Here is a 20,708-nt window from a genome sequence, read left to right as displayed (position 1 = left end):
CCGCACAGGAGCGATGCACCATGGATTTCATCCAGATCCGCCGCCGTCTGCATCAGATCCCCGAGCCTGGGTTCGCCGAGCAGCGCACCCAGGCCTTGCTCCTTGAGGTCATCCGCTCCCTGCCGCAGGAGCACCTAGAGGTCAAAACCTGGCGCACCGGCATCCTGGTACGCGTGCGCGGGCGCTCCCCGCGCCGCACGCTCGCCTATCGCGCCGATATGGACGGGCTGCCGGTGGCGGAAGAGACCGGCCATTCCTTTTGCTCCCAGCATGCGGGGTACATGCACGCCTGCGGGCACGACGTGCATATGACGATTGCCCTGGGGGTTCTCGCCGCCGTTGCCGCCGAGCCTCTGGCAGACGACCTGTTGGTCGTGTTTCAGCCGGCCGAGGAGGGGCCGGGCGGCGCCCGCCCGATGCTGCAAAGTGCCGAATTCCAGGCCTGGCGCCCCGATGAAATCATCGCCCTGCACGTCGCTCCCGAATATCCGGTGGGCACCGTTGCCACGCGGCCGGGGATTTTGTTCGCCAATACCTCCGAGCTGTTTATCGATCTCCACGGCACCGGCGGGCACGCGGCCTTCCCCCATCGGGCGAACGACATGGTGGTGGCGGCTTGCCACCTGGTGACTCAACTGCAGACGATTGTGGCCCGCAACGTCGATCCCCTCGATGCGGCGGTCATCACCGTGGGCCGCATCCACGGCGGCAGCAAGCAAAACATTATTGCCGATCACGCCCGTCTTGAAGGCACCATCCGCACCCTGTCGGCGGAGACGATGAAAATCGTGAAATCCCGCGTCGAGGCGTGCGTGCGCGGCATCGAGCAGAGTTTCGACTGCCGCGCCGGCATTGACTACGGCGCCAATTACCGGCAGGTGGACAACGACCCCCGCCTGACCCGCGCGTTCCTCGACTGGGCCGCGCAGTCGCCTCAGGTGCGGGCGGTGGAGTGCGACGCGGCCATGACCGGCGAGGATTTCGGCTATTTTCTGGAGCGCATCCCGGGCTTTTTGTTCTGGCTCGGCGTGGACTCGCCTTACGGCCTGCACCACGCCCGCATGGATCCGTCCGAAGATGCGATTGCGGTGGGCATTCGCGTGGTCAGTGAGTACCTGCGCTGGCGGGCCGGTCAGCCGTAGCGTCGGCGCATCCACGCCGCCCACCAGCCGTTTCCTTCGCACCGACGCCGGCTGCGCGGCCGGGTACGCGTGCCTCACGTGCCCGGCGGCGCGTTTGGCGCCCTACCTGCCGCGGCAGCCTGTCTTCCCCGCGCGCCGCTGTGCGTGCTTGCCTTACGCCCGCAGCCGGGCCACAAAGCGCTCCATCCGATTCAACGCCTCGGCCAAGACCGCTTCGTCGCAGGCGTAGGAAATCCGTACATAGCCTTCCCCGTACTCCGAAAACGCGTCACCCGGGACCACGGCCACTCCCGCCTCCCTCAGCAGCCGGTCCGCGAACTCCCACGAGGACAGCGCAAACGGGTGGATTGACGGGAAGAGATAGAAAGCGCCGCCCGGACGCGCCACCTCCAACCCCATATCCACCAGGCGCCGGAAGGCGTAGTCCCGGCGCCTGGCATACGTCTCGCGCATCGGCCGGGAGTCGTCCGCCCCGTTTTGCAAGGCTTCGAGCGCCGCGTATTGGCTGACGCTGGAGGCGCAGGAGACGTTGTACTGGTGGACCTTGAGCATCTCCCGCGTCAGGTAGGCGGGGGCCAACGTGAAGCCGATGCGCCAACCGGTCATCGCGTGCGATTTGGACAGGCCGTTGATGACCACCGTTTGTTCGCGCAAGTCGGGGAAACAGGCGATAGAATGGTGCTCCCCGTCGTAGATCAGCTCGGAGTAGATCTCGTCGGCCAGGATGAACAGGTCCCGTCCTTTTAGGACCTCAGCGATGGCCGCCAATTCACTGCGGCTGAGGACGGCGCCGGTGGGGTTGGCCGGATAGGGCAGAATCACACACCTCGTGCGCGGGCTGATCGCCGCCGCCAGCCTGTCCGGGGCGAGCTTGAAGCCGGTGTCGCGGGTGTCGATGTACACCGGCCGGGCGCCGCACAGGCGTATCAGCGGATCGTACCCGGGGTACGCGGGGCCGGGCAGGATGGCCTCGCTGTCCACATCCAGGATGGTGCGCAGAGCGATGTCAATGGCCTGCGTGGCGCCGAGCGTGACAATCATCTCGGTGTCCGGGTTGTAGTGCAGGCCGTAGCGCGTGGCAAAGAAACCGGCTGCGGCGCGGCGCAGTTCGAGAATCCCGGCGTTTGCGGTGTAAGTCGTGCGGCCGGCATCTATCGCCCGCTTTGCCGCTTCGCCGACGTGGGCGGGAGTCGGGAAGTCCGGCTGCCCTATGGTCAGCGAGATGGCGTCCGGGAATTCGCGCATGCGGTCAAAGAAGCGGCGGATACCGGAGATTTGGATGTCCCGCACGCGCGGGTTGATAAGGTGTTCTTTGGTCTGTGTCAAAGTGGCATCCCCTCTTGTCCCATCTATCCTATCTTTAATTACGGCAATGGTCCGCACAATTCCTTTTCTCGCTTACTGCTGGCCGGGGCGGTGGCTTCCAGCGGCGTCCCTTCTTGAGAACGATATGTCACAAAACGAGAATTATGTTGTACTATATAAGAGCGTGCCTTGCAAAAGGTCCGTGTAATTCGAGCCAGGATAGGAGACGGATGCGGATGGAACGCGAACTGGCGCTGGAGATTGTGCGGGTGACCGAGATGGCGGCGTTGGCCTCCGCCCGTTGGATGGGCACCGGCCGCAAGATGGAGGCGGACGGCGCGGCGACATCGGCCATGCGGGCGATGTTCGACACCGTGCAGATGCGCGGCACGGTGGTCATCGGCGAGGGGGAGATGGACGAGGCGCCGATGCTGTACATCGGGGAACAGCTGGGCTGCGCCAAGGCGCCCGAACTCGATGTCGCGGTCGATCCGCTCGAGGGCACAAACATTCTCGCCAAGGGACTGTGGAACGCCATGGCGGTGGTCGCGGTGGCCCCGCGCGGCACGCTGCTGCACGCCCCGGATATGTACATGCAAAAGATTGCTGTAGGGCCGAGCGCCAAGGGGCAGATTGACCTGGACGCGCCCGTGGCGGATAACCTGCGCGCCGTGGCCAGGGCGCAGGGCAAAGACATCGGCGACGTGGTGGCGGTGATTCTGGACAGGCCTCGCCACCAACAGCTTATCCACGAGGTGCGGGCGGCTGGGGCGCGCATCAAGCTGATCAGCGACGGCGACGTGGCGGCCGCCCTGAACACCGCGTTCCCGGACACGGGCGTCGACATCCTGTTCGGCACCGGCGGAGCCCCGGAAGGGGTCTTGGCGGCCTGCGCGCTCAAGTGCCTCGGCGGCGAGATGCAGGCGCGGCTTGTGCCGGAGGACGAGGAGCAGCTGCGTCGCTTGCAGCGGATGGGCATTCCCGACGCCAGCCGGGTGCTGACGATGCAGGACCTGGTGCGGGGGGACGATGCCATCTTCGCCGCGACCGGCGTCACGGACGGGGAACTGTTGCGGGGCGTGCGCTTTTTGGGCAACGGGCGTGCGCGCACGCATTCCCTGGTGATGCGCGCCCAGACCGGGACGGTCCGGTTGGTGGAGGCCATTCACGACCTGAACCGGAAGCCTGTGCAGGCGGACCAGGCCGTCTAGCGGAATCATTCTGCCGCGCTGCAGCATAGGATCCAATTGTGCGGGTAAACATGATATAATGCAGAAGGCTCGACGCAGGAGGCAGGGTGCCCTTGTTTTGTGCCATTTTTGTGATGCTGCAGGCAGCCGGATCGGGCCGTGGGTCCGCACTCCGAGCGGATTGCTGAATGTGGGGGACGCCTATTGGACATACGCGACCTTGAATCAAAAAAGTTGACAGAACTCTACCAACTCGCGCGAGAGTTCCAAATCCCGTATTACGGGTCGATGAAGAAGCGCGAACTCATCTTTGCGATTTTGAAAGCCCAGGCCGAAAAAGACGGACTGATGTTCGCAGAGGGCATCCTGGAAATCATGCCAGACGGCTACGGGTTCCTGAGGCCGGTCGGATACCTGCCAAGCGCGGAAGACATCTACGTAGCCGCGTCCCAGATTCGAAGATTTGACCTGCGCACCGGAGATTTGGTCTCTGGGAAGGTGAGACCGCCGAAGGAAAATGAACGGTACTTCGGGCTCCTGCACGTGGAAGCTGTCAATCAGGTGAGCCCTGAGCAGGCTGCCGAACGACTTCACTTCCCCGCTCTCACTCCATTGTTTCCTCAGCGACGGATGATCCTTGAAACAGCGCCGGACCGAATCGCCACTCGCATCATTGACCTGTTCACCCCCATCGGGTTCGGACAGCGCGGTCTGATTGTGGCGCCGCCGAAGGCCGGGAAGACGGTTCTGCTCAAGGAAATCGCTAACAGCATAGCGGCCAATCATCCGGACAGCGAGCTTTTGATTTTGCTGATTGACGAGCGTCCCGAAGAAGTGACTGACATGCAGCGCTCGGTCAAAGGTGAAGTGATTGCGTCCACGTTCGACGAAGTGCCGGAGAACCACATCAAAGTGGCGGAGCTGGTGCTCGAGCGGGCTCTGCGTCTGGTGGAACACAAGCGGGATGTCGTCATCCTCCTGGACAGCATCACGCGCCTGGCGCGCGCCTACAACCTGGTGGTGCCGCCGAGCGGCCGCACGTTGTCCGGAGGCATCGATCCGGCCGCGTTCCACCGCCCGAAGCGCTTCTTCGGTTCCGCCCGCAACGTGGAGGAAGGTGGGAGTCTCACCATCCTGGCCACCGCCTTGGTGGAGACCGGATCGCGAATGGATGACGTGATTTACGAAGAGTTCAAGGGAACGGGCAACATGGAATTGCATCTGGAGCGCAGGCTGGCGGAAAAGCGCGTGTTCCCGGCCATCGACATTCGTCGCTCGGGCACTCGCCGGGAGGAGCTCCTGCAGAGCCGCGAGGAGTTGGAAAAGGTGTGGGCCATCCGCAAGTCGATGGGGGACAACCAGGACTTCACCGAGATGTTTATCCGCAAGTTCAAGCACTACAAGACAAACGCCGAGTTCCTGGGGAGTTTGGAACTTCGCAAAGAGAAAAGGGCCTGAGGGCCGCCTCTTCATGAATCCTCCACAGTGGACAATCTGATTGCGAGACGAAATCACCGCAAAGGCTTGTTGGCGGCGGTGGATGCAGACGGTCGTGGGCAGCGTCGCGCACGCTGGCAGCAGCGGTATGCCGTGGTACGCCAAGGGCAGGGAGCGTCCGGGTGTCATCGGGGCCCGCGGCGGGCGAGGGGGACGCCGTGGATCTCCCCACTCGCGCACCCCTGCAGCCCGCCCTGGGATGGCCGCTCCCTGGGGCGGGCTGTCCATTTCGGTATGTGCGTCGGGCATGCGAGTGGGGACGCGAAAGGTCTATAGTCTCACTGTGGCACGGCCGGTGTGTTCAGCCACTCGGGCTCCTCCAGGTCTCCGGCAGGTTGCGGGGAATGGATGGCCAGCTTTTCTGGCCATCCCAGATCCCGGTTTGGCTGTGGGGTGGCGAACGCGGTCATCCCGCCAAACACCATGCTGACGACTGCGCCGAGCAACACACGAGTCCACTTGTGCATTTCCATTTCCCCTTCCCCTGATATAGAAGTTTCATACAAAATAAGCATATAGATATTCATTTCCTATATCAATGAAATTTAGGATAAGTAAATTTCTTTTTGGCAAATCGATCGCAAACGGCGATGGGAGGTACTGGGGCGTGGAGGGAGTGCGTCTCTGAGGTTACGAAAAGATGCGATAACCGGCCACGGCCGGCCGGTTATCCGCGCTTCCAATGATCAATTTCCCACCTGGCATGGCGTTGTCCGCCGCGGGATGACACCGCCGCGGGAGCCGAGGGCGCATATCAGGTGGACGGTTTGAGCACGTCGTGGTCCACCCAACGCTCGCCGTTGAGTTCGCTGATGATGTTCACCGCGACGCGGGCGCCGTCTCCCGAGGTGATGATGGTGTGCACGCTGGTGCCGGCGACGGTGCCGGCGGCCCAGATGCCGGGGATGTTGGTCCGGCCCTCTCTATCCACAACAATCACCGTTTTGATGCGCGGTTCCGTGGCCGGCTTGGTCTCTAAGCCCACCTCTTCGGCTAGGTCGGTCCACAAGCCGGTCGCAAACAGGACGTGCCTGGCCTCAAAGCGTCCGTCTTCGGTGGTCAGGGCAAACCCTTCCGAGAGCCGTTCTATGCCGGTCACCTTGGCCTCAACGATGGTGGCCCCGAAGCGCCGGACCTGCTGCTTGCCCTGGTCCACCAGGTCGGGACCGGTGATGCGGTCGATGCCGTAATGGTTTTCAATCCAAGCCCTGCGGGTCACGCTCTGGCCGCTGTCGAACACCAGTGTCTTCTTGCCCGCCCGGGCGGCGAAAATCGCGGCGCTGGCGCCCGCGGGGCCGGCGCCGATGATGGCGATGTCGTACATTTTCACCCACTCCTCTCCTTTTGGATGTCTTCTATTCTGAAGAAACTTTACGCCGTTTTCCAGTATGTTCGGGCAACATGTCCGCGCTGATGATGGCGGCCTAGTGACAAACTCGCTTCGGCGTGATATACTGACCGTTAGTGTGTCAGGAACGAAAGAGGTGAGCACGGAATGAAGACAGGCATCCATCCGGATTATCATATCACGACGGTGACCTGTGCGTGCGGGAACTCCTTCGAGACGGGGTCCGTGAAGGAGAACCTGCGCGTTGAAATCTGCTCGAACTGCCACCCGTTTTTCACGGGCAAGCAGAAGTTTGTCGATTCTGGCGGACGCGTTGAGCGCTTCAACCGCAAGTATGGTCTCAACCAAAAAGAACAACAGTAGCCTGCTTCGGCAGGTTTTTTGGGAGCGGCCGCGCCGCTCCCTTATCGACGTTGCCCGGAGAACGCCCGCTTCTTCGGGCGTCTGTGTCTTTGCGTCCGTATGGAGACACGTGTGAAAGAAGCGGCGCCACCACATCGCCAGGCCGCGGCCTGGGCGCGTGGGAGTGGCAGCCACGAAGCGGAGAGGGGGTGTTCACCGTGTTTGACCGGCTGGACGCGATGGTCAAGCGCTACGAGCAGTTGAGCGCCTTGCTTTGCAGCCCGGACGTGATACAGGACGCCGACAAGCTGCGGCAATATTCCAAGGAGCAGGCCGACCTGCGCGAGACGGTGGAGACGTACCAGGCGTACCAGCGCGCACAGGCGGACCTGCAGGCGGCCAAGGAGATGCTGAATGAGCGCCTGGACGACGAGATGCGCGCGTTCGTCAACGAGGAAATCGAGCAGCACACAGCCCAAATAGAGCGGCTGCAACAGGACCTGCAGATCTTGCTTCTGCCCAAGGATCCGAACGACGACAAGAACGTCTTCCTTGAGGTCCGCGCCGCCGCCGGCGGCGAGGAGGCGGCGTTGTTCGCCGGCGACCTGCTGCGCATGTACACCCGCTACGCGGAGCGATGCGGGTGGAAGACCGAAGTCATCGATGCGCACTACACGGACATCGGCGGGCTGAAGGAAGTGACGCTGTCCATCCAGGGACGCGGCGCCTACAGCCAGCTCAAGTTTGAGAGCGGCACGCACCGGGTGCAGCGCGTGCCGGTGACCGAATCGGGCGGACGCATCCACACCTCGACGGCTACGGTGGCCGTCCTGCCGGAAGTGGAGGACATCCAAGTCGAGATCCACGAGAAGGACCTGCGCATCGACACCTTCTGCTCCACCGGACCGGGCGGGCAAAGCGTCAACACCACCCAGTCCGCGGTGCGCATCACCCACATGCCGACCGGCATCGTCGTCTCCTGCCAGGATGAGAAGTCGCAACTGAAAAACCGCGACAAGGCGATGCGGGTCCTGCGGGCACGGCTGTACGAGAAGTATCAGCAGGAGCAGCAGGCTGAAGTGGCCGCCAACCGGCGCAGCCAGGTGGGTACGGGCGACCGCAGCGAGCGCATTCGCACGTACAACTTTCCCCAGAGCCGCGTCACTGACCACCGCGTCGGCTTGACGCTGCACCGCCTGGAGGCGGTGCTGGACGGGGACCTGGACGAAATCATCCAGGCCCTCATTGTGGCGGAGCGGACGCAGATGCTGGAGGCGGCGGAAGCATGACGGATTGTCCAACGGGCGGCGCGCAGCCCGCGACAGTGCAGGAGGCCCTCGCCTGGGCCTCTTTTTGCTTGGCCCGGGCCTTTGCGGGCAAACACGTGGACGCGGCGGAGGCAACGGCCGTGGCTCGGGCCGAAGCGGAACAGCTGCTGCTGGCGGCTGCCGGGTGGAGCCGGACGGAACTCTTGGTCCGCCTGCGCGACCGGCTGGCGGCGGGCGTTTGGGACCGGTTTGCCGAGACGGTGGAGCAGAGGTGCAGCGGCCGGCCGCTGCAATACATCCTGGGCGAGGCCTGGTTTTACGGGCGCAGTTTTGCTGTCAATCCGGGGTGCCTGATTCCGCGCCCGGAGACGGAGGTGTTGGTGGCTTGCGCCATTCGTTGGCTGCGCCGCCACCCGGGCGCGCGCGTCCTCGACATCGGTGCCGGAAGCGGCGCCATCGCCATCACGCTGGCCCTTGAGTGCCCGGAGGCGGAGGTCCACGGCGTCGACATCTCCGAGGCCGCGCTTCGTGTCTGCAGGATGAACGCCCGGCGTCTCGGCGCCCGCGTGTGGTGGCATCATGCGGACGCGTCGGCTTTCCTGCGGGTGCACACGGGCCGCTGGAACGCCATCGCCAGCAATCCGCCCTACATCCCGAGCCCAGAGGTGGACCAGCTGGACGAGGAAGTGCGCCGGTATGAACCGCGCCTGGCCCTGGACGGCGGCCGGGACGGGCTCGACTTTTACCGGCGCCTGGCCAAGGATGCGAGCGCCGCTTTTGCGCCAGGTCCCGCGGCCTTGTGGCTCGAAGTCGGCAGCGGGCAGGCGGGGGCGGTCATCGACCTCATCCAGCGTGACGGAGGACACCTGTGGACGGGTTGGCAGTTTGACGCTGTTCCAGATCTGCGCAACATCCCGCGCGTGGTGGTGGGGGAGCGCGGCGCCACAGCGTCCTTGCTTTCGCCATGGTGACGCCCGGCCGCCAGCCATGCCAGGGCTGGGATGGCGGCTGCATGAGGGGGCAGCCGGGCCGGACGACCGGTTCCCCCGTTTAAACCTATCAATGCCTGGGCACACTGGTGCTAGACATGATAGGAACGGGGGATGCCGGATGCGTGCACGGCGATTGTGGGTGTTTCTGGCGTTGGTGGCGGCGTTGGTGGCGGCAGGCAGGATGCTGACTCATCTCCCCACCCGGGACAACGGCGAACTGGCGGAGCTGGCGCTGGCCGCCCCGCACGCCAAGCCGATCCCGCACGGGGCGCTGCGGCTGCGCATTCTCGCCAACAGCGACAGCCCAGCGGATCAAGCGCTGAAGCGCGAGGTGCGCGACGCGGTGGTGGTGCAGGTGGCCAAGTGGCTGGAACCGGCTAAAAACGAGCAGCAGGCAGAGTCCATCCTGCGTCAGCACCTGCCTGAGGTCCAGGCGCTGGCGGCTCACGTTGTGGAAGCGCACGGATTTCGGTACCATGTGAAAGCAGACATGGGGCGTGTTCCGTTTCCCACCAAGGTCTACGGCAACCAGGTGTACCCGGCTGGCGTGTATGAGGCCCTGCGTATCACCATCGGGCAAGGCGCCGGGGCAAACTGGTGGTGCGTCTTGTTCCCGCCGCTGTGTTTCGTCGATATCGCGGACGGGGACGCCGTTCCCAACACCGGCGGCTTCCCGGACTTGCCGCCGCTGGAGACGGTGGAGATCCCGAACGCGGACGGCGGGCAGACGAAGGTGGCCGTACGGCTGGCCTCCCTGGACTACGGTGAGGAAGTGTGGCGGGCCGTCCAGCACTGGTTTTCGCAGTTGAACTGAGGAGGCATCATCATGGCCAAGGTGTGGCAGGTCCATGCGGACGGCGATGCGCAGGCGGTCCCGCGCGAGGCCGCCGCGACTCCGCCTGCGGACGGTCCCACTTCGAATCTTGCAGAGGATACATACGCGAAGGACGATGCGGGCAAGCCCTCCCCAATCGGAGCTCAGAACGTGTCGGCCGTCGGCGCCCTGACGGAGGCGGCGCAGGTGCTCAGAGACGGCGGTCTGGTCGCCTTTCCGACGGAGACGGTATACGGCCTGGGCGCCAACGCGATGCTGCAGTCGGCAGTGGAGCGCGTTTTCGCGGTCAAAGGCCGGCCGGCGGACAACCCGCTGATTGTCCACATCGCGGATGTGGCCCAATTGGCGGATGTCGTCGCTGCCCCCGGGACGCTGCCGGCACCGGTCCGGCGCGCGATGGAAGCGTTTTGGCCGGGGCCGCTGACGCTGATTCTGCCGGCGTCGGAGCGCGTGGCCGAGGCGGTGCACCCGGGGACGGACACCGTCGGCGTGCGCATGCCCAACCATCCGGTGGCGCTGGAACTGATTCGCCGCGCCGGGTGCCCGGTGGCTGCGCCCAGCGCCAACAAATCGGGCCGCCCCTCGCCGACACGGGCGGCGGACGTGATGGAGGATTTGGGCGATGACATCGACGGCGTGGTGGACGGCGGGGCCTGCCGTTTGGGCATCGAATCCACCGTGGCGCACGTGACGGAGGACAAGGCGGTCATCTATCGCCCGGGTGGGGTGACGCGGGAGCAGTTGCAGGCGGCGCTCGGGATCCAGGTGGAGTTTGCCCCGCACCTGCTCGACGCCGAGGCCCAAGGGGACAAGGTGCCCTCTCCCGGCATGAAGTACCGTCACTACGCCCCGGACGCCCAGGTGCATGTGTGGTGGGGCGACGGCGCGAAGGTGCTGGTGGCGATGATGGAGTTTATCGACGCCCACCCGGGCAAGCGCCTGGCGGTCATCTCGGAGCGCCCGTTCGCCGGCCGCTGCAAGGCGTGGTCGCCTGCTCCAGGTGAGCGATACGAGACAGCCCTGGCGCACCACCTGTACCGGCTGCTGCGCGAGTTCGACCGGCATCAGGTGGACTACATCCTCGTCCAGGGCGTGGCCCCGGAGGGCGTTGGCGCCGCCGTCATGAACCGGCTGCAAAAGGCGGCCGAGGGCCGTCTCCACAAGGTCTGACGGCGACTTGATTCAGCCTGGGAAGGGGCGGATGTACGACGGCACCACTGCGGGTTCGGCGGGGGGCGTCGTGGCTCCGCGCAGGGGCAGTCCAAGCGCCTGCCAGAAGGCCGGGGCAGGCACGTAAATGCGCCCGCCGATGACCAGCGGCTGGGCGCGCAGGTTGGTGTCTTCGCCGTCAATCTTGACCAGGATGCCGCGCGTGCGCACCGTCACCGTCCGCTGCTTGGCCGTGTAGGCATGGACGCTGGGCAGGATGAGACGGGGCCTGGCGGCGGCCGGCTTGCTCCCTGCCGCGCCGGGGATGCCGGCGGCGATGGCGTCCTCCGCGGCGGCCTGCGCCTTGGCCGGGTCCTGGCTCAGATCCCAGGCCGCGACTTCGGGCGTCGTCACATCTGCTTCCCGGTTGGTTTCATCCCACGTCATTGTTTCTCCTGCCGCTCGTGCGAGGTCGGCTACAGGCGCGTAAATCCAGCCCGACCAGGCGAACCCGGAGACTTCGCTGATTCCCCCGCGCCCGTGCTCAATTTGCAGGCGAACGGGCGTCACCGGCGTGCGAAACGTCGCGAACGAATCGTTGTTCCACGGGCGGAGCAGCAGCCGCACCGACTTTTGTTCCACAAAGCCTGTTTTCCCCTCGGGCGTCACCACTTCCAACCACGATCCCGATTTGCCAATGACCACATCGGCTTGATCCCCGTGCAACCAGGAGATGCCGTTGGACCCTATGACGGACTGGGAGCGGACGATGGCCCCTTTGGGGGCGAGCGCGTAATACATCGGCTGGTGCCAAAGCGGGCTGTCGAGGGTGGTCAGCACCGCGTCCGCCAGCGCTTTTTGTCCACGCGCATTGGGGTGCATGTCGTCTTCCTGTAGGCGCACGTACTCGGCCTGCCTGTGGTTGAACTGCTCATAGGCGCTGGCGACCAGGCAGTGGGTCTGCGCGGCGGTGTTGAGCACAGTCTGGTTGCCGGCGGCCAACAGCGGCTCCGCAATGTCGTGCAGGATGGTGCCGTCGGGGAACGGATTGTACAGGTCGATGAGGACAATCGGCGCGTCGGTCTGCGCCTGCACGCGCGCTACAACCTGCGGCAGGGTCCGCGCGTAGGCGGCCAGGGCCGCCGAAAACAAGGCGGCATCGCTGCGCCCAGGCAATCGGCGGCCCGACAAGGCGTTGGTGAGCACGTCGTTCGCCGCGTGCAACAGGTCGTTGCTGCCGACATCAATGAGAACCACGTTGGCTTGCCGCAGAGCCGCTTTCAATTTGGCGCTGTTCAGTTGCCGCAGCAGGTCCTGCGAGGTGGCGCCGGGGACGGCCAGGTCCTGCACCCGGTAGCCGAGCCGCCGGCCGACCATATACGGGAAGGCATCGGGGGACGGGTGGCCGCTCGAGGCGTCGGGCAGCTGCCAGCCGAAGGGAATGGAATCCCCAAGGGCCACCAAGGTTTTCGGTTTCGCGGATGCCAATTGGCGGGGAATAGGGACGGTGCTGACCATGCAGGCGGCAAACACGGCGCCAGCCGCCAGCACAGCGCAGCCGGCACGCGCCCAGCCCATCCAGGTCCTGGCTGGGCCGCGGAGCGTCGCGTCTCCGCCCGGTCGGCGCATGGACTGCCTGCCGCGCGGCGTCCGTCGACTGAACCGCATCCTCCACACCCCTCTCCGTCTGTCTCTCTCGTTTCGACGTGTGGTGCTTTCATTCTACGGGCGCGGCGAGGCCTCGTCAAAACTCCGTTTCCGGGTACGCCCTCGCAATCATGTCCAGCTGGACAGGCGCATACAATCTGTAGGGTCTTGAAGAGGGGGATGGCGGTGGCCAATCACATCCACGACCTGATGGAAATCTTCGTCATGTCGCTGGCGCTCGGCATGGACGCGTTCTCGCTGGCGCTGGGCCTCGGCCTGCAGGGGCTGAAGCGGGACACCGCGGTCCAGTTGATGCTGTCCATCGGCATCTATCACGTCATGTTCACCGTCTTCGGGCTGTTGGCGGGCATGGTCCTGCAGGGCCTGATGGGCAATGTCGCCAAGTGGTTTGCCGCCTTGGTCCTGATCGGGCTGGGCGTGCACATGGTCTATGCCACCTTGTTCAAATCGCACGCCGATCCGCTCGTCGGCAGTTCGCTGACCGCGGTCACCGTCTTTGCCGCTTCCGTTTCGCTCGACGCGCTTTCCGTCGGGTTCAGCCTCGGGCTTCGCACCACCGGCTTCGGAGTCACCGCCGCCGTCAGTTTCGGGGTCTGGGGAGCCGCGATGTGCGGGCTGGGTCTGCTCATCGGCAAGCGCGCAAGCCGCTGGATTGGACTCTACGGCCAATTGCTCGGCGCCGCCATTCTCATCGGCTTTGGACTGCGCACCTTCATCCATTGATGCGCTCGGAAGGCCACGTTTACCCGCTCCCCGGCGCGTCCCGTCCTGCTTGCAGATTGCCTGCAAAAATGCGCACAGTATACTGGAGGTAGGCGCTTTGGCTTGCAGGAGGGAGGAACGGCCGTGCGCATCGTTTTCGTCTGTACAGGCAACACGTGCCGCAGCCCGATGGCGGCGCGTCTGCTGCAACAAGCGGCTCGTCAAAGGGGGCTCGATTGGGAGATCGAGTCAGCCGGGCTGTACGCGATGGCGGGGTCGCCGATGACCGAGCAAGCGGCCCAGGCGCTGCGCCGCCGAGGCGTGGCCGACACGGCGCACCGCGCACAGGTGGTGGACGCGGAGCTGGTGGCGCGGGCGGACTTGGTTCTGGCGATGACCAGCCAGCACGCTGCGGAACTGAAGCGCCGGTTTCCCGAGGCCAGTCAAAAAATCCATGAACTGGCCAAGTTCGCCGGCCACTCCAGCGCCGATGTGGCCGATCCGTTCGGCGGCGACGAAGCGGCCTACGACCGCTGCGCGCAGGAGATTGAACGGCACTTGCGGGATGTGTTGGAAAAATTGGCGCCTGGCCGCGAGCCGGTGAGCGCCGACAGCGAGGAGACAGGACATGAAGATTGCGATTGCCAGTGATCACGCCGGGTATCGGTTGAAGCAGGCGCTGCTGCCTGTGCTCGAGGAGATGGGGATGGATTACGACGATTTGGGCACCGTGGACGAGCAGTCGGTCGACTACCCCGATTATGCCCTCAAGGTGGCCACCGGGGTGGCGCGCGGCCAGTACGATCGCGGTGTCCTGGTTTGCGGCACCGGGTTGGGCATGTGCATCAGCGCCAACAAGGTGGACGGGATTCGAGCGGTCACCGCGCATGACACGTTCTCCGCGGAGATGGCCCGCCGGCACAACAACGCCAATGTGCTGACGATGGGGGAGCGCGTCGTCGGCCCGGGCCTGGCGGCGGAGGTCATGCGGGTTTTCTTGACAACCGAGTTTGACGGCGGCCGGCACGCCCGCCGCGTGGATAAGATGACCGGGATAGAGCGCACCCACGGCGGTTGCTGAGGAGGATTGCCGGTGGCCGATTTGCAACCGTTAAGGGACAAACCCATGGGAGATGAAGGCGTCTTGCCGCCTGTGGCCCATCCGTACGCCGCACCCACGGCGAAACGCGCCTGCACGGAACTGCCGCCCGGCGGGGGGGAGACGGCCGACGCGCCGCTGGACCTGGAGGCTGTCCGGCGCGAACTCGCACTGTGTTTGGACGAGCTGCTCCAGGCCGCGGCACTGGGGCCGGACGGGCTTTTGGTGGTTGGCGCCTCGACCAGCGAGGTGACGGGGCGGCGCATCGGTACCGCCACTTCGCTGACAGTGGGCCGCGCCCTGGTGGATACGGTGTTGGACGTGGCCAAGGGCACCGGCTGCGCGGTCGCCTTCCAGTGCTGCGAACACCTCAACCGCGCCCTCGTCCTACCTCGTGCGGTCGCGCAGCGGCGCGGCTATCGCGAGGTCAGCGCCATCCCCGTGCCTGGCGCAGGCGGGGCGCTGGCGGCTGTGGCCTTCGCGCGGATGGAGGAAGCCTGCCTGGTCGAGGCCGTCGAAGCGGAGGCTGGCATCGACATCGGCGACACGCTCATCGGCATGCACCTAAAGCCCGTGGCGGTGCCCGTGCGGCCGAGCCGGCCGCAGGTGGGGCGCGCCCACGTCACCATGGCGCGCACGCGGCCGCCTTTGATAGGCGGTGCCCGGGCCGTTTACGACCCGGTGGAGGCGCGCCGGCGTCTGGGCCTGGACCCCGAAAGATAGGAGCGGCCGCTCGGCGCACTGGCGTCTGGAGCCGGCTGAGTGGACAAAAAAATCCCTGCCAGTGGGCAGGGGACATGGGGGGTTGAAGCGGGTGTGCTCCGTGGGGTTGGGTTCCGGCAGCACACCGGGAATTGCCTCCCTCGCCGCTAACGATACGACGGGAACATCAAAATTTCCTTGAAAACGGATCAGCGCAGGGGGCCTTGGCGCTGGCTCGGGAACGGCCGGGCGCCTGGCCGCTCGTCTTGCATCGCCCGGAGGCGTGCCGCGGCCGGATCGACCGCGGCCGCAGCGGCAGCCCGCTGCCGCTCCCGGGCCGCGCGCTCAATCGGCAGCACCGCGTACAGCCCCGCTATCAGCACGATGACGGCGCCGCAGAACCAAAACGGAGCGTTGGGGCCAAAGCCGTCCCACAACAGCCCGCCCACGTACGGCCCGAGCGCCGACCCCATGCCCTCAACCGTCATGAACACGCCCCACACCGTCGCCTTTTTGTCCGGGTCTATGGAGTGGTCGAGCACCGAATTCCAGGCCGGCAGGATGAACGCGTAGCAGATGCCGACCACGCCGACCATGATGAAGGTCGCGAAAATGCGGTGGTAAAACGGATAGATCAGCAGGCAGGCGGCGCAGATGGCGAAGGCCGCCACCAAGAACCAGCGCGATCCAAACCGGTCCACCACACGCCCGCCGGGAATCATCAGCAGCACGGCGAAGGCGCCCCCGAAGATCAGCAAGCCGCTGTACATGCCGGCGCCCAGGTGGAGAACGACGCGCGCGTACAGGGAGAGGATGGGCACCAGCGTGGAGACGGCGAAGGTCTGGGCGAACATGCCGGGAAACAGGAAGGAGACGTCGCGCACATTGCGCCACAGGTCCTTCAATCCGGCTCGCGAGAGCCCCGATGTCGGTCCCGGCCCCGCCCGATGGGGGGCGGGGGCGGCCGTTGGGGCGCCGTGCGGGCGGCGGACCAGCAGCCAAATGACCGCGAAGGCGGCGCATTCGGCCAGCACCATCGCCCAAAAGGCGATGCGGTAGCTCTGCTCGACGACGAAATTGATGAGCACCGGTCCCAATCCCGCCCCCGCCAGCCAGAACATGTACATGTAGCTCATGAACGTGCCGCGTTTTTGCTCCGGGCTGGAAATGCCGATAGCCGCCACGGCGGACGGCCACACCGGCGTCACGCCGAGTCCGAACAGCGCGGCCGTGGCGAGCAGCATGCCGACGCTCGCGGCCCGCATCATGCCGTACATGGACACGGCGGCGAGCGCGAAGCCGGCGAGCAAAACCGGGCGCGGCCCCAATCGGTCCACCAGCCACCCTATCGGCGAGCGCAGGATGTTGTCGACAAAGTAGTGAACCGACAGGGCGAGGGTCACCCATTCCACTTCAAACCCCAACACCGTGCTGCCGTAGGTCGGCAGGACCGAATACACCAGCGCCCCACGGACGAATTCGGACAATGTCAGCGACAACAACACGCCGAGCAGAAACGGTTGCAACAACTCCGGCTCGAGCCAGCGCGAAAGCGAAAATCGGGATTCCTTGCGCACGCTCTTCCCTCCTGCTCTGCCACATCGCTGCCTACAGTCTGCCCGCAACACCGACTGGAATTACCATGCCAGGCGGTGGGGTTTGGTATAATGTCACCAAGCTGCCATGTTCGCTACGGCAGCCGCCGGTTCCTGCCGCGTGTTGTTGAAAAAAGAGGAGCGTGTGTTGTTGGGACAGGTGCATGTTCTGGATCACCCGCTGATCCAGCACAAATTGACGTATATTCGCAGCCGTGATACGGGCACCAAAGAGTTTCGGGCATTGGTCCAGGAAGTGGCCATGTTCATGGCCTATGAAATCACGCGCGACCTGCCGCTGGTGGAGACGACGGTGGAAACGCCGGTGGCCACGGCGACCAGCCGCGTGATTGCCGGCAAGACCCTGGCGCTGGTGCCGGTCTTGCGTGCCGGCTTGGGAATGGTCGACGGTATCCTCAACATGATTCCCAACGCCAAGGTCGGTCACGTGGGGCTCTACCGTGACCCGGAGTCGCTGCAGCCGGTCGAGTACTACTGCAAACTCCCCGCCCATCTTGAGGAGCGGGACGTCATCGTGGTCGATCCGATGCTGGCCACGGGCGGATCGGCCGCCGCCGCCATCACCGCGGTCAAGTGCCGCGGGGCCGCCTCGGTCAAGCTGATGTGCCTGGTGGCGGCGCCGCAAGGGATAGAACGGGTGCAGGCGGCGCACGCGGACGTGGACATCTACTGCGCGGCGGTGGACGAGGGGCTCAATGATCATGGATACATCGTGCCCGGGCTGGGAGACGCCGGGGACCGATTGTTTGGGACGCGCTGAGGCGGCTATGGGGAAAGCGCTGGTGACGGACCGCCCGGTGCGGGTGATGACGGTCTTTGGCACGCGGCCGGAAGCGGTCAAGATGGCGCCCTTGGTCAAGGAGCTGGAGCGCCACCCAAACGTGCAGTCGCTCGTCTGTGTGACCGCGCAGCACCGCGAGATGCTTGACCAGGTGCTGAAGGTGTTCGACATCACGCCGGACAACGACCTGGACATCATGGAACCCAATCAAACGCTGGGGACGATAACGCGCAAGGCGCTGGCCGGACTGGAGGAGGTCATCGCACAGCGGCAGCCGGACATTGTGTTGGTGCACGGAGACACCACGACCACCTTTGCCGCCGCCTTGGCCGCGTTCTACCAGCGGGTGGCCGTGGGGCACGTCGAGGCCGGCCTGCGCACCTACGACAAATACAGCCCGTACCCGGAAGAGATGAACCGCCAGCTGGCCGACGTGCTGGCCGACATGTACTTCGCTCCGACGCTGTGGTCGGCGAAGAACCTGTGGCGTGAGGGCAAGCCGCCGGAGTCGGTGTATGTCACCGGCAACACGGCGATTGACGCGATGCGCACAACCGTCCGCCGCGAGTATCGGCACCCGGTGCTGGAGCGGCTGCCGGAGGGCGCGCGCATCGTCTACATGACCTCGCACCGACGGGAGAACCTGGGCGCGCCGCTGCGCCACATCTGCGAAGCCGCGCGGGCGCTGGCCGACCGGTTTCCGGACGTGCATGTGATTTACCCGGTGCACCTCAATCCGCGGGTGCGCGAGACGGTGTTTTCCATTCTGGGCGGACACCCGCGCATTCACCTGCTGCATCCGCTTGGGGTTGTTGACAACCACAACTTCATGGCCCGCGCCGCGTTGATTCTGACCGATTCCGGCGGCATCCAGGAGGAGGCGCCGACGCTGGGCGTGCCGGTTCTGGTCCTGCGCGACACGACCGAACGGCCGGAGGGGATTGCGGCGGGGACGCTGCGGTTGGTCGGCACGGATCGCCAGCACATCATCGCGGAAGCCGCGCGCCTGCTTGAGGACCCGCGGGCTTACGCCGATATGGCGTGCCGGACCAATCCGTATGGCGACGGGGAAGCGTCGCGGCGCATTGTGGCGGCGATTTTGCACCGTTTCACCGGCGCGCCAAGGCCGACCCCGTTTGTCCACCGCCCGCACCGGCGCGCGTAGATCCTGCCGGTTGCCGGCGGGGCGCGGGCGGATCGGCTCCCAGATGAGGGGAGCCGCCGCCAAGGGAAGCCCCGTCGGTGCTCGGTCGGGTGCGTGTGGAGCCCGCCGGGTGGCGGGAGGAGCTGAGCAGCGACAGGGGAGACGAAAATTTCTTAAACTAAAATATTGGGGTATAAAATGAAAGGAGACGGCCGGATCAGAAGGAAAACGGCAGAATTATGAACAAACCGCCGGTATTCCCCGTTTTCGGCCCGATATCAGCCTTCGCGCGTTGACACAATGGAGTGTTGTTCGATAGTATTAGCGAGGGTTCCGGCTTTATCGCGGCGCAGCCCAGGCAAAAGACAAGCGGCACGCCGCAGCTCAGTACCATACCCCACCAGAGTCGATGGGTGGTGACAGCCGTAGCGGACAATGACGGAGAGCAAAGGCAGGCCAGTCCCTGGAAAACGTTTGCGTTTTTCTCGGGTGCGTCCCTGCAGTTGGCGGTCTGCATCGTTGTCTTCGGCTATTTGGGGCAGCGTTTGGCTGTCCACTGGCACCACGCATGGGTGACAGCCGTCGGCGTGTTTTTCGGAGTGTTCGTCGGCGCGTCCGGGCTCGCGTTCCTCGCCAAACAAGTCCTAGGAGATAAGTTATGAACGACATGCAGCAACTGGATGCACGGATACGTTGGATTGCCTATGTGGGTGCCGCAGGGTTGCTGTTGACGGCAGCGGTCTGGGCGGTTGCCTTGCCGTGGCGTTCGGTCATGAATGGTCTCCTGCTCGGTGAGGCGGGCGGTGCCTACGCAGTCTACAGCATGATCCGCTACGGCCACCGGCACGGTGGCTTGGAGGGCAAGGCCCTCTTCGCGTCGGGGATGCTGGGGATGTTCACGCGCTTGGCGGTATTGGCAGCGGTGATGGTTGCAGCCGTCAAACTGCCGCACGTCAATCCGTATGCCGCGCTGGTTGGCTACTTACTCGGTTTTGTCCTGGTGTTCGCGGGACTTTACGGATACGCCAGAAATCGTGGCGAGACTCCAAGGGAAAAGTAGGTGACAGCAGAGTGACGCCGTTCCCTACCCTATTCAAGGGAACCATGTGGGCGACCAACCTGACCACGGTCGCCATGACCATCCTGGCCGGTCTGCTGGTGCTGGTGTTCGTCCGTTTGGGCGTGCGCCGTATGGATATGCGCAGCCCGCGCGGGATGCAGAACGTTGTGGAATGGGCAGCGGATTTCGTCACCAACATGGCGCGCGAGACGATGCCCAATGAGCGGATTGTGCAGTGGGTGCTACCGCTCGCCTTCATGATGCTGGTGTTCTTATTCTTCGCTAACTGGCTCGGGTTGATTTTTGTCGTCGACTTGAAGATTGGCCACCCCATTCCTTGGCTTGGCATCACCGCCGAGGACATCGCGAAGGCTCATCAAAGCGGCAAGGAGTTCGCCATTGAGCTGTTCAACTCGCCCACGGCCAACATGAGCATGGCCCTCGGGCTGGCCATCATGGTCTGGGTCATCAGCCACGCCATCGGCCTTCGGCACCCGTTGCAATGGCTCAGGCACTACAAGAACCCGATGGCCATTCTGGAGGAGATCACGAATCCCTTGACGCACGGCATGCGTCTTTACGGCAACATCTTTGCCGGTGAGGCTTTGATTGGCGTGCTCGCGGGAGCCCCGATGCTGTTTGGCTTCATTCCGTGGAGTTTGCCGCTGCTTGTGGTCTGGGTGTTCTACAGCGCCTTTGTGAGCACGATTCAGGCCTATGTGTTCACCATTTTGATGACGCTGTATATCGGCAACAAGGCGCACGGTGATCACAACCATCAGGCGACGGCCTGACCCGGTTTCGGGAGCGGGCGGGAGCGCCCGTCCGCGGGCTGATTGCGAAAGGTTGTATTCATACACATCATCAT

The 20,708-nt window shown here is 64.8% G+C and carries 22 protein-coding genes; 17 read left to right on the top strand and 5 right to left on the bottom strand.

The window, feature by feature from the left end; translation table 11 throughout:
- Positions 1-20: 20 nt before the first annotated feature.
- On the top strand, positions 21-1,142 hold the full coding sequence (locus AK2_RS00990; protein WP_067930219.1) for an N-acetyldiaminopimelate deacetylase: 1,122 nt from the start codon (positions 21-23) through the stop codon (positions 1,140-1,142).
- A gap of 153 nt (positions 1,143-1,295) precedes the next feature.
- Here the strand turns inward: AK2_RS00990 and AK2_RS00985 are convergent, their stop codons facing one another.
- Complete coding sequence (locus AK2_RS00985) at positions 1,296-2,468, bottom strand: aminotransferase A (protein WP_067930218.1); 1,173 nt, start codon at positions 2,466-2,468, stop codon at positions 1,296-1,298.
- Positions 2,469-2,683: 215 nt separating this feature from the next.
- Between AK2_RS00985 and glpX the strand changes: the two genes are divergently transcribed.
- Both glpX and rho read left to right on the top strand, forming a co-directional pair.
- Positions 2,684-3,658: a class II fructose-bisphosphatase gene (glpX, locus tag AK2_RS00980; RefSeq protein WP_067930216.1), complete on the top strand. Its 975-nt coding sequence runs from the start codon at positions 2,684-2,686 to the stop codon at positions 3,656-3,658.
- Between the two features lie 183 nt (positions 3,659-3,841).
- Entirely contained in the window at positions 3,842-5,095 is a 1,254-nt protein-coding gene (gene rho, locus AK2_RS00975; RefSeq protein WP_067930215.1) for a transcription termination factor Rho, read from the top strand.
- Between the two features lie 317 nt (positions 5,096-5,412).
- On the opposite strand, the gene AK2_RS00970 is transcribed toward rho, so the two are convergent.
- Entirely contained in the window at positions 5,413-5,601 is a 189-nt protein-coding gene (locus AK2_RS00970; RefSeq protein WP_157076165.1) for a hypothetical protein, read from the bottom strand.
- 287 nt (positions 5,602-5,888) lie between these two features.
- A complete protein-coding gene (locus AK2_RS00965; protein ID WP_067930559.1) occupies positions 5,889-6,458 on the bottom strand; it encodes an FAD-dependent oxidoreductase in 570 nt (189 codons plus the stop codon).
- Between the two features lie 171 nt (positions 6,459-6,629).
- Here AK2_RS00965 and rpmE point away from each other — a divergent pair, with 171 nt between their 5' ends.
- The 5 genes from rpmE to AK2_RS00940 all read left to right on the top strand — a co-directional run bounded on the left by rpmE (position 6,630) and on the right by AK2_RS00940 (position 11,089).
- Positions 6,630-6,845, top strand: coding sequence for a 50S ribosomal protein L31 (gene rpmE / locus AK2_RS00960; protein ID WP_067930213.1), 216 nt, complete (start codon positions 6,630-6,632; stop codon positions 6,843-6,845).
- A gap of 197 nt (positions 6,846-7,042) precedes the next feature.
- Complete coding sequence (gene prfA / locus AK2_RS00955; protein ID WP_067930212.1) at positions 7,043-8,113, top strand: peptide chain release factor 1; 1,071 nt, start codon at positions 7,043-7,045, stop codon at positions 8,111-8,113.
- On the top strand, positions 8,110-9,063 hold the full coding sequence (gene prmC / locus AK2_RS00950; RefSeq protein WP_067930211.1) for a peptide chain release factor N(5)-glutamine methyltransferase: 954 nt from the start codon (positions 8,110-8,112) through the stop codon (positions 9,061-9,063). Before prfA ends, prmC begins: the two co-directional genes overlap by 4 nt.
- Before the next feature lie 139 nt (positions 9,064-9,202).
- A complete protein-coding gene (spoIIR, locus tag AK2_RS00945; RefSeq protein ID WP_067930210.1) occupies positions 9,203-9,898 on the top strand; it encodes a stage II sporulation protein R in 696 nt (231 codons plus the stop codon).
- A gap of 12 nt (positions 9,899-9,910) precedes the next feature.
- Positions 9,911-11,089: an L-threonylcarbamoyladenylate synthase gene (locus AK2_RS00940; RefSeq protein WP_083520707.1), complete on the top strand. Its 1,179-nt coding sequence runs from the start codon at positions 9,911-9,913 to the stop codon at positions 11,087-11,089.
- 12 nt (positions 11,090-11,101) lie between these two features.
- Here AK2_RS00940 and AK2_RS00935 read toward each other — a convergent pair whose 3' ends face one another.
- Entirely contained in the window at positions 11,102-12,736 is a 1,635-nt protein-coding gene (locus AK2_RS00935) for an SGNH/GDSL hydrolase family protein (RefSeq protein ID WP_067930209.1), read from the bottom strand.
- A 165-nt stretch (positions 12,737-12,901) separates the two neighbouring features.
- Between AK2_RS00935 and AK2_RS00930 the strand changes: the two genes are divergently transcribed.
- The 4 genes from AK2_RS00930 (at position 12,902) to AK2_RS00915 (ending at position 15,260) form a co-directional block, all read left to right on the top strand.
- Positions 12,902-13,459, top strand: a complete 558-nt coding sequence (locus AK2_RS00930; protein WP_245632703.1) for a manganese efflux pump MntP — start codon at positions 12,902-12,904, stop codon at positions 13,457-13,459.
- 123 nt (positions 13,460-13,582) lie between these two features.
- Complete coding sequence (locus AK2_RS00925; protein WP_067930208.1) at positions 13,583-14,089, top strand: low molecular weight protein arginine phosphatase; 507 nt, start codon at positions 13,583-13,585, stop codon at positions 14,087-14,089.
- Entirely contained in the window at positions 14,067-14,519 is a 453-nt protein-coding gene (gene rpiB / locus AK2_RS00920) for a ribose 5-phosphate isomerase B (RefSeq protein ID WP_067930207.1), read from the top strand. The genes AK2_RS00925 and rpiB overlap by 23 nt, the downstream gene beginning before the upstream one ends.
- Before the next feature lie 12 nt (positions 14,520-14,531).
- The gene (locus tag AK2_RS00915; protein ID WP_245632702.1) at positions 14,532-15,260 is read left to right on the top strand and encodes a TIGR01440 family protein; all 729 of its coding nucleotides are present in this window, start codon (positions 14,532-14,534) and stop codon (positions 15,258-15,260) included.
- A gap of 188 nt (positions 15,261-15,448) precedes the next feature.
- On the opposite strand, the gene AK2_RS00910 is transcribed toward AK2_RS00915, so the two are convergent.
- Positions 15,449-16,816 (bottom strand): MFS transporter, encoded by a 1,368-nt coding sequence (locus AK2_RS00910; protein ID WP_067930205.1) that lies wholly within the window; start codon positions 16,814-16,816, stop codon positions 15,449-15,451.
- A gap of 169 nt (positions 16,817-16,985) precedes the next feature.
- On the opposite strand from AK2_RS00910, the gene upp reads away from it, so the two are divergent.
- The 5 genes from upp to atpB all read left to right on the top strand — a co-directional run bounded on the left by upp (position 16,986) and on the right by atpB (position 20,634).
- Positions 16,986-17,615: a uracil phosphoribosyltransferase gene (gene upp, locus AK2_RS00905; protein WP_067930548.1), complete on the top strand. Its 630-nt coding sequence runs from the start codon at positions 16,986-16,988 to the stop codon at positions 17,613-17,615.
- A gap of 7 nt (positions 17,616-17,622) precedes the next feature.
- Positions 17,623-18,801 (top strand): non-hydrolyzing UDP-N-acetylglucosamine 2-epimerase, encoded by a 1,179-nt coding sequence (wecB, locus tag AK2_RS00900; RefSeq protein WP_067930545.1) that lies wholly within the window; start codon positions 17,623-17,625, stop codon positions 18,799-18,801.
- 287 nt (positions 18,802-19,088) lie between these two features.
- Positions 19,089-19,442: an AtpZ/AtpI family protein gene (locus tag AK2_RS00895; protein ID WP_245632701.1), complete on the top strand. Its 354-nt coding sequence runs from the start codon at positions 19,089-19,091 to the stop codon at positions 19,440-19,442.
- Positions 19,439-19,840 (top strand): ATP synthase subunit I, encoded by a 402-nt coding sequence (locus AK2_RS00890; protein WP_245632700.1) that lies wholly within the window; start codon positions 19,439-19,441, stop codon positions 19,838-19,840. The genes AK2_RS00895 and AK2_RS00890 overlap by 4 nt, the downstream gene beginning before the upstream one ends.
- Positions 19,841-19,851: 11 nt before the next feature.
- A complete protein-coding gene (atpB, locus tag AK2_RS00885; RefSeq protein WP_157076164.1) occupies positions 19,852-20,634 on the top strand; it encodes a F0F1 ATP synthase subunit A in 783 nt (260 codons plus the stop codon).
- Positions 20,635-20,708 lie beyond the last annotated feature (74 nt).

This window comes from Alicyclobacillus kakegawensis NBRC 103104 (assembly GCF_001552655.1).
In the GTDB taxonomy this organism is placed as follows: domain Bacteria; phylum Bacillota; class Bacilli; order Alicyclobacillales; family Alicyclobacillaceae; genus Alicyclobacillus_G; species Alicyclobacillus_G kakegawensis.
This window is presented reverse-complemented; position numbering and strand designations above follow the sequence as displayed.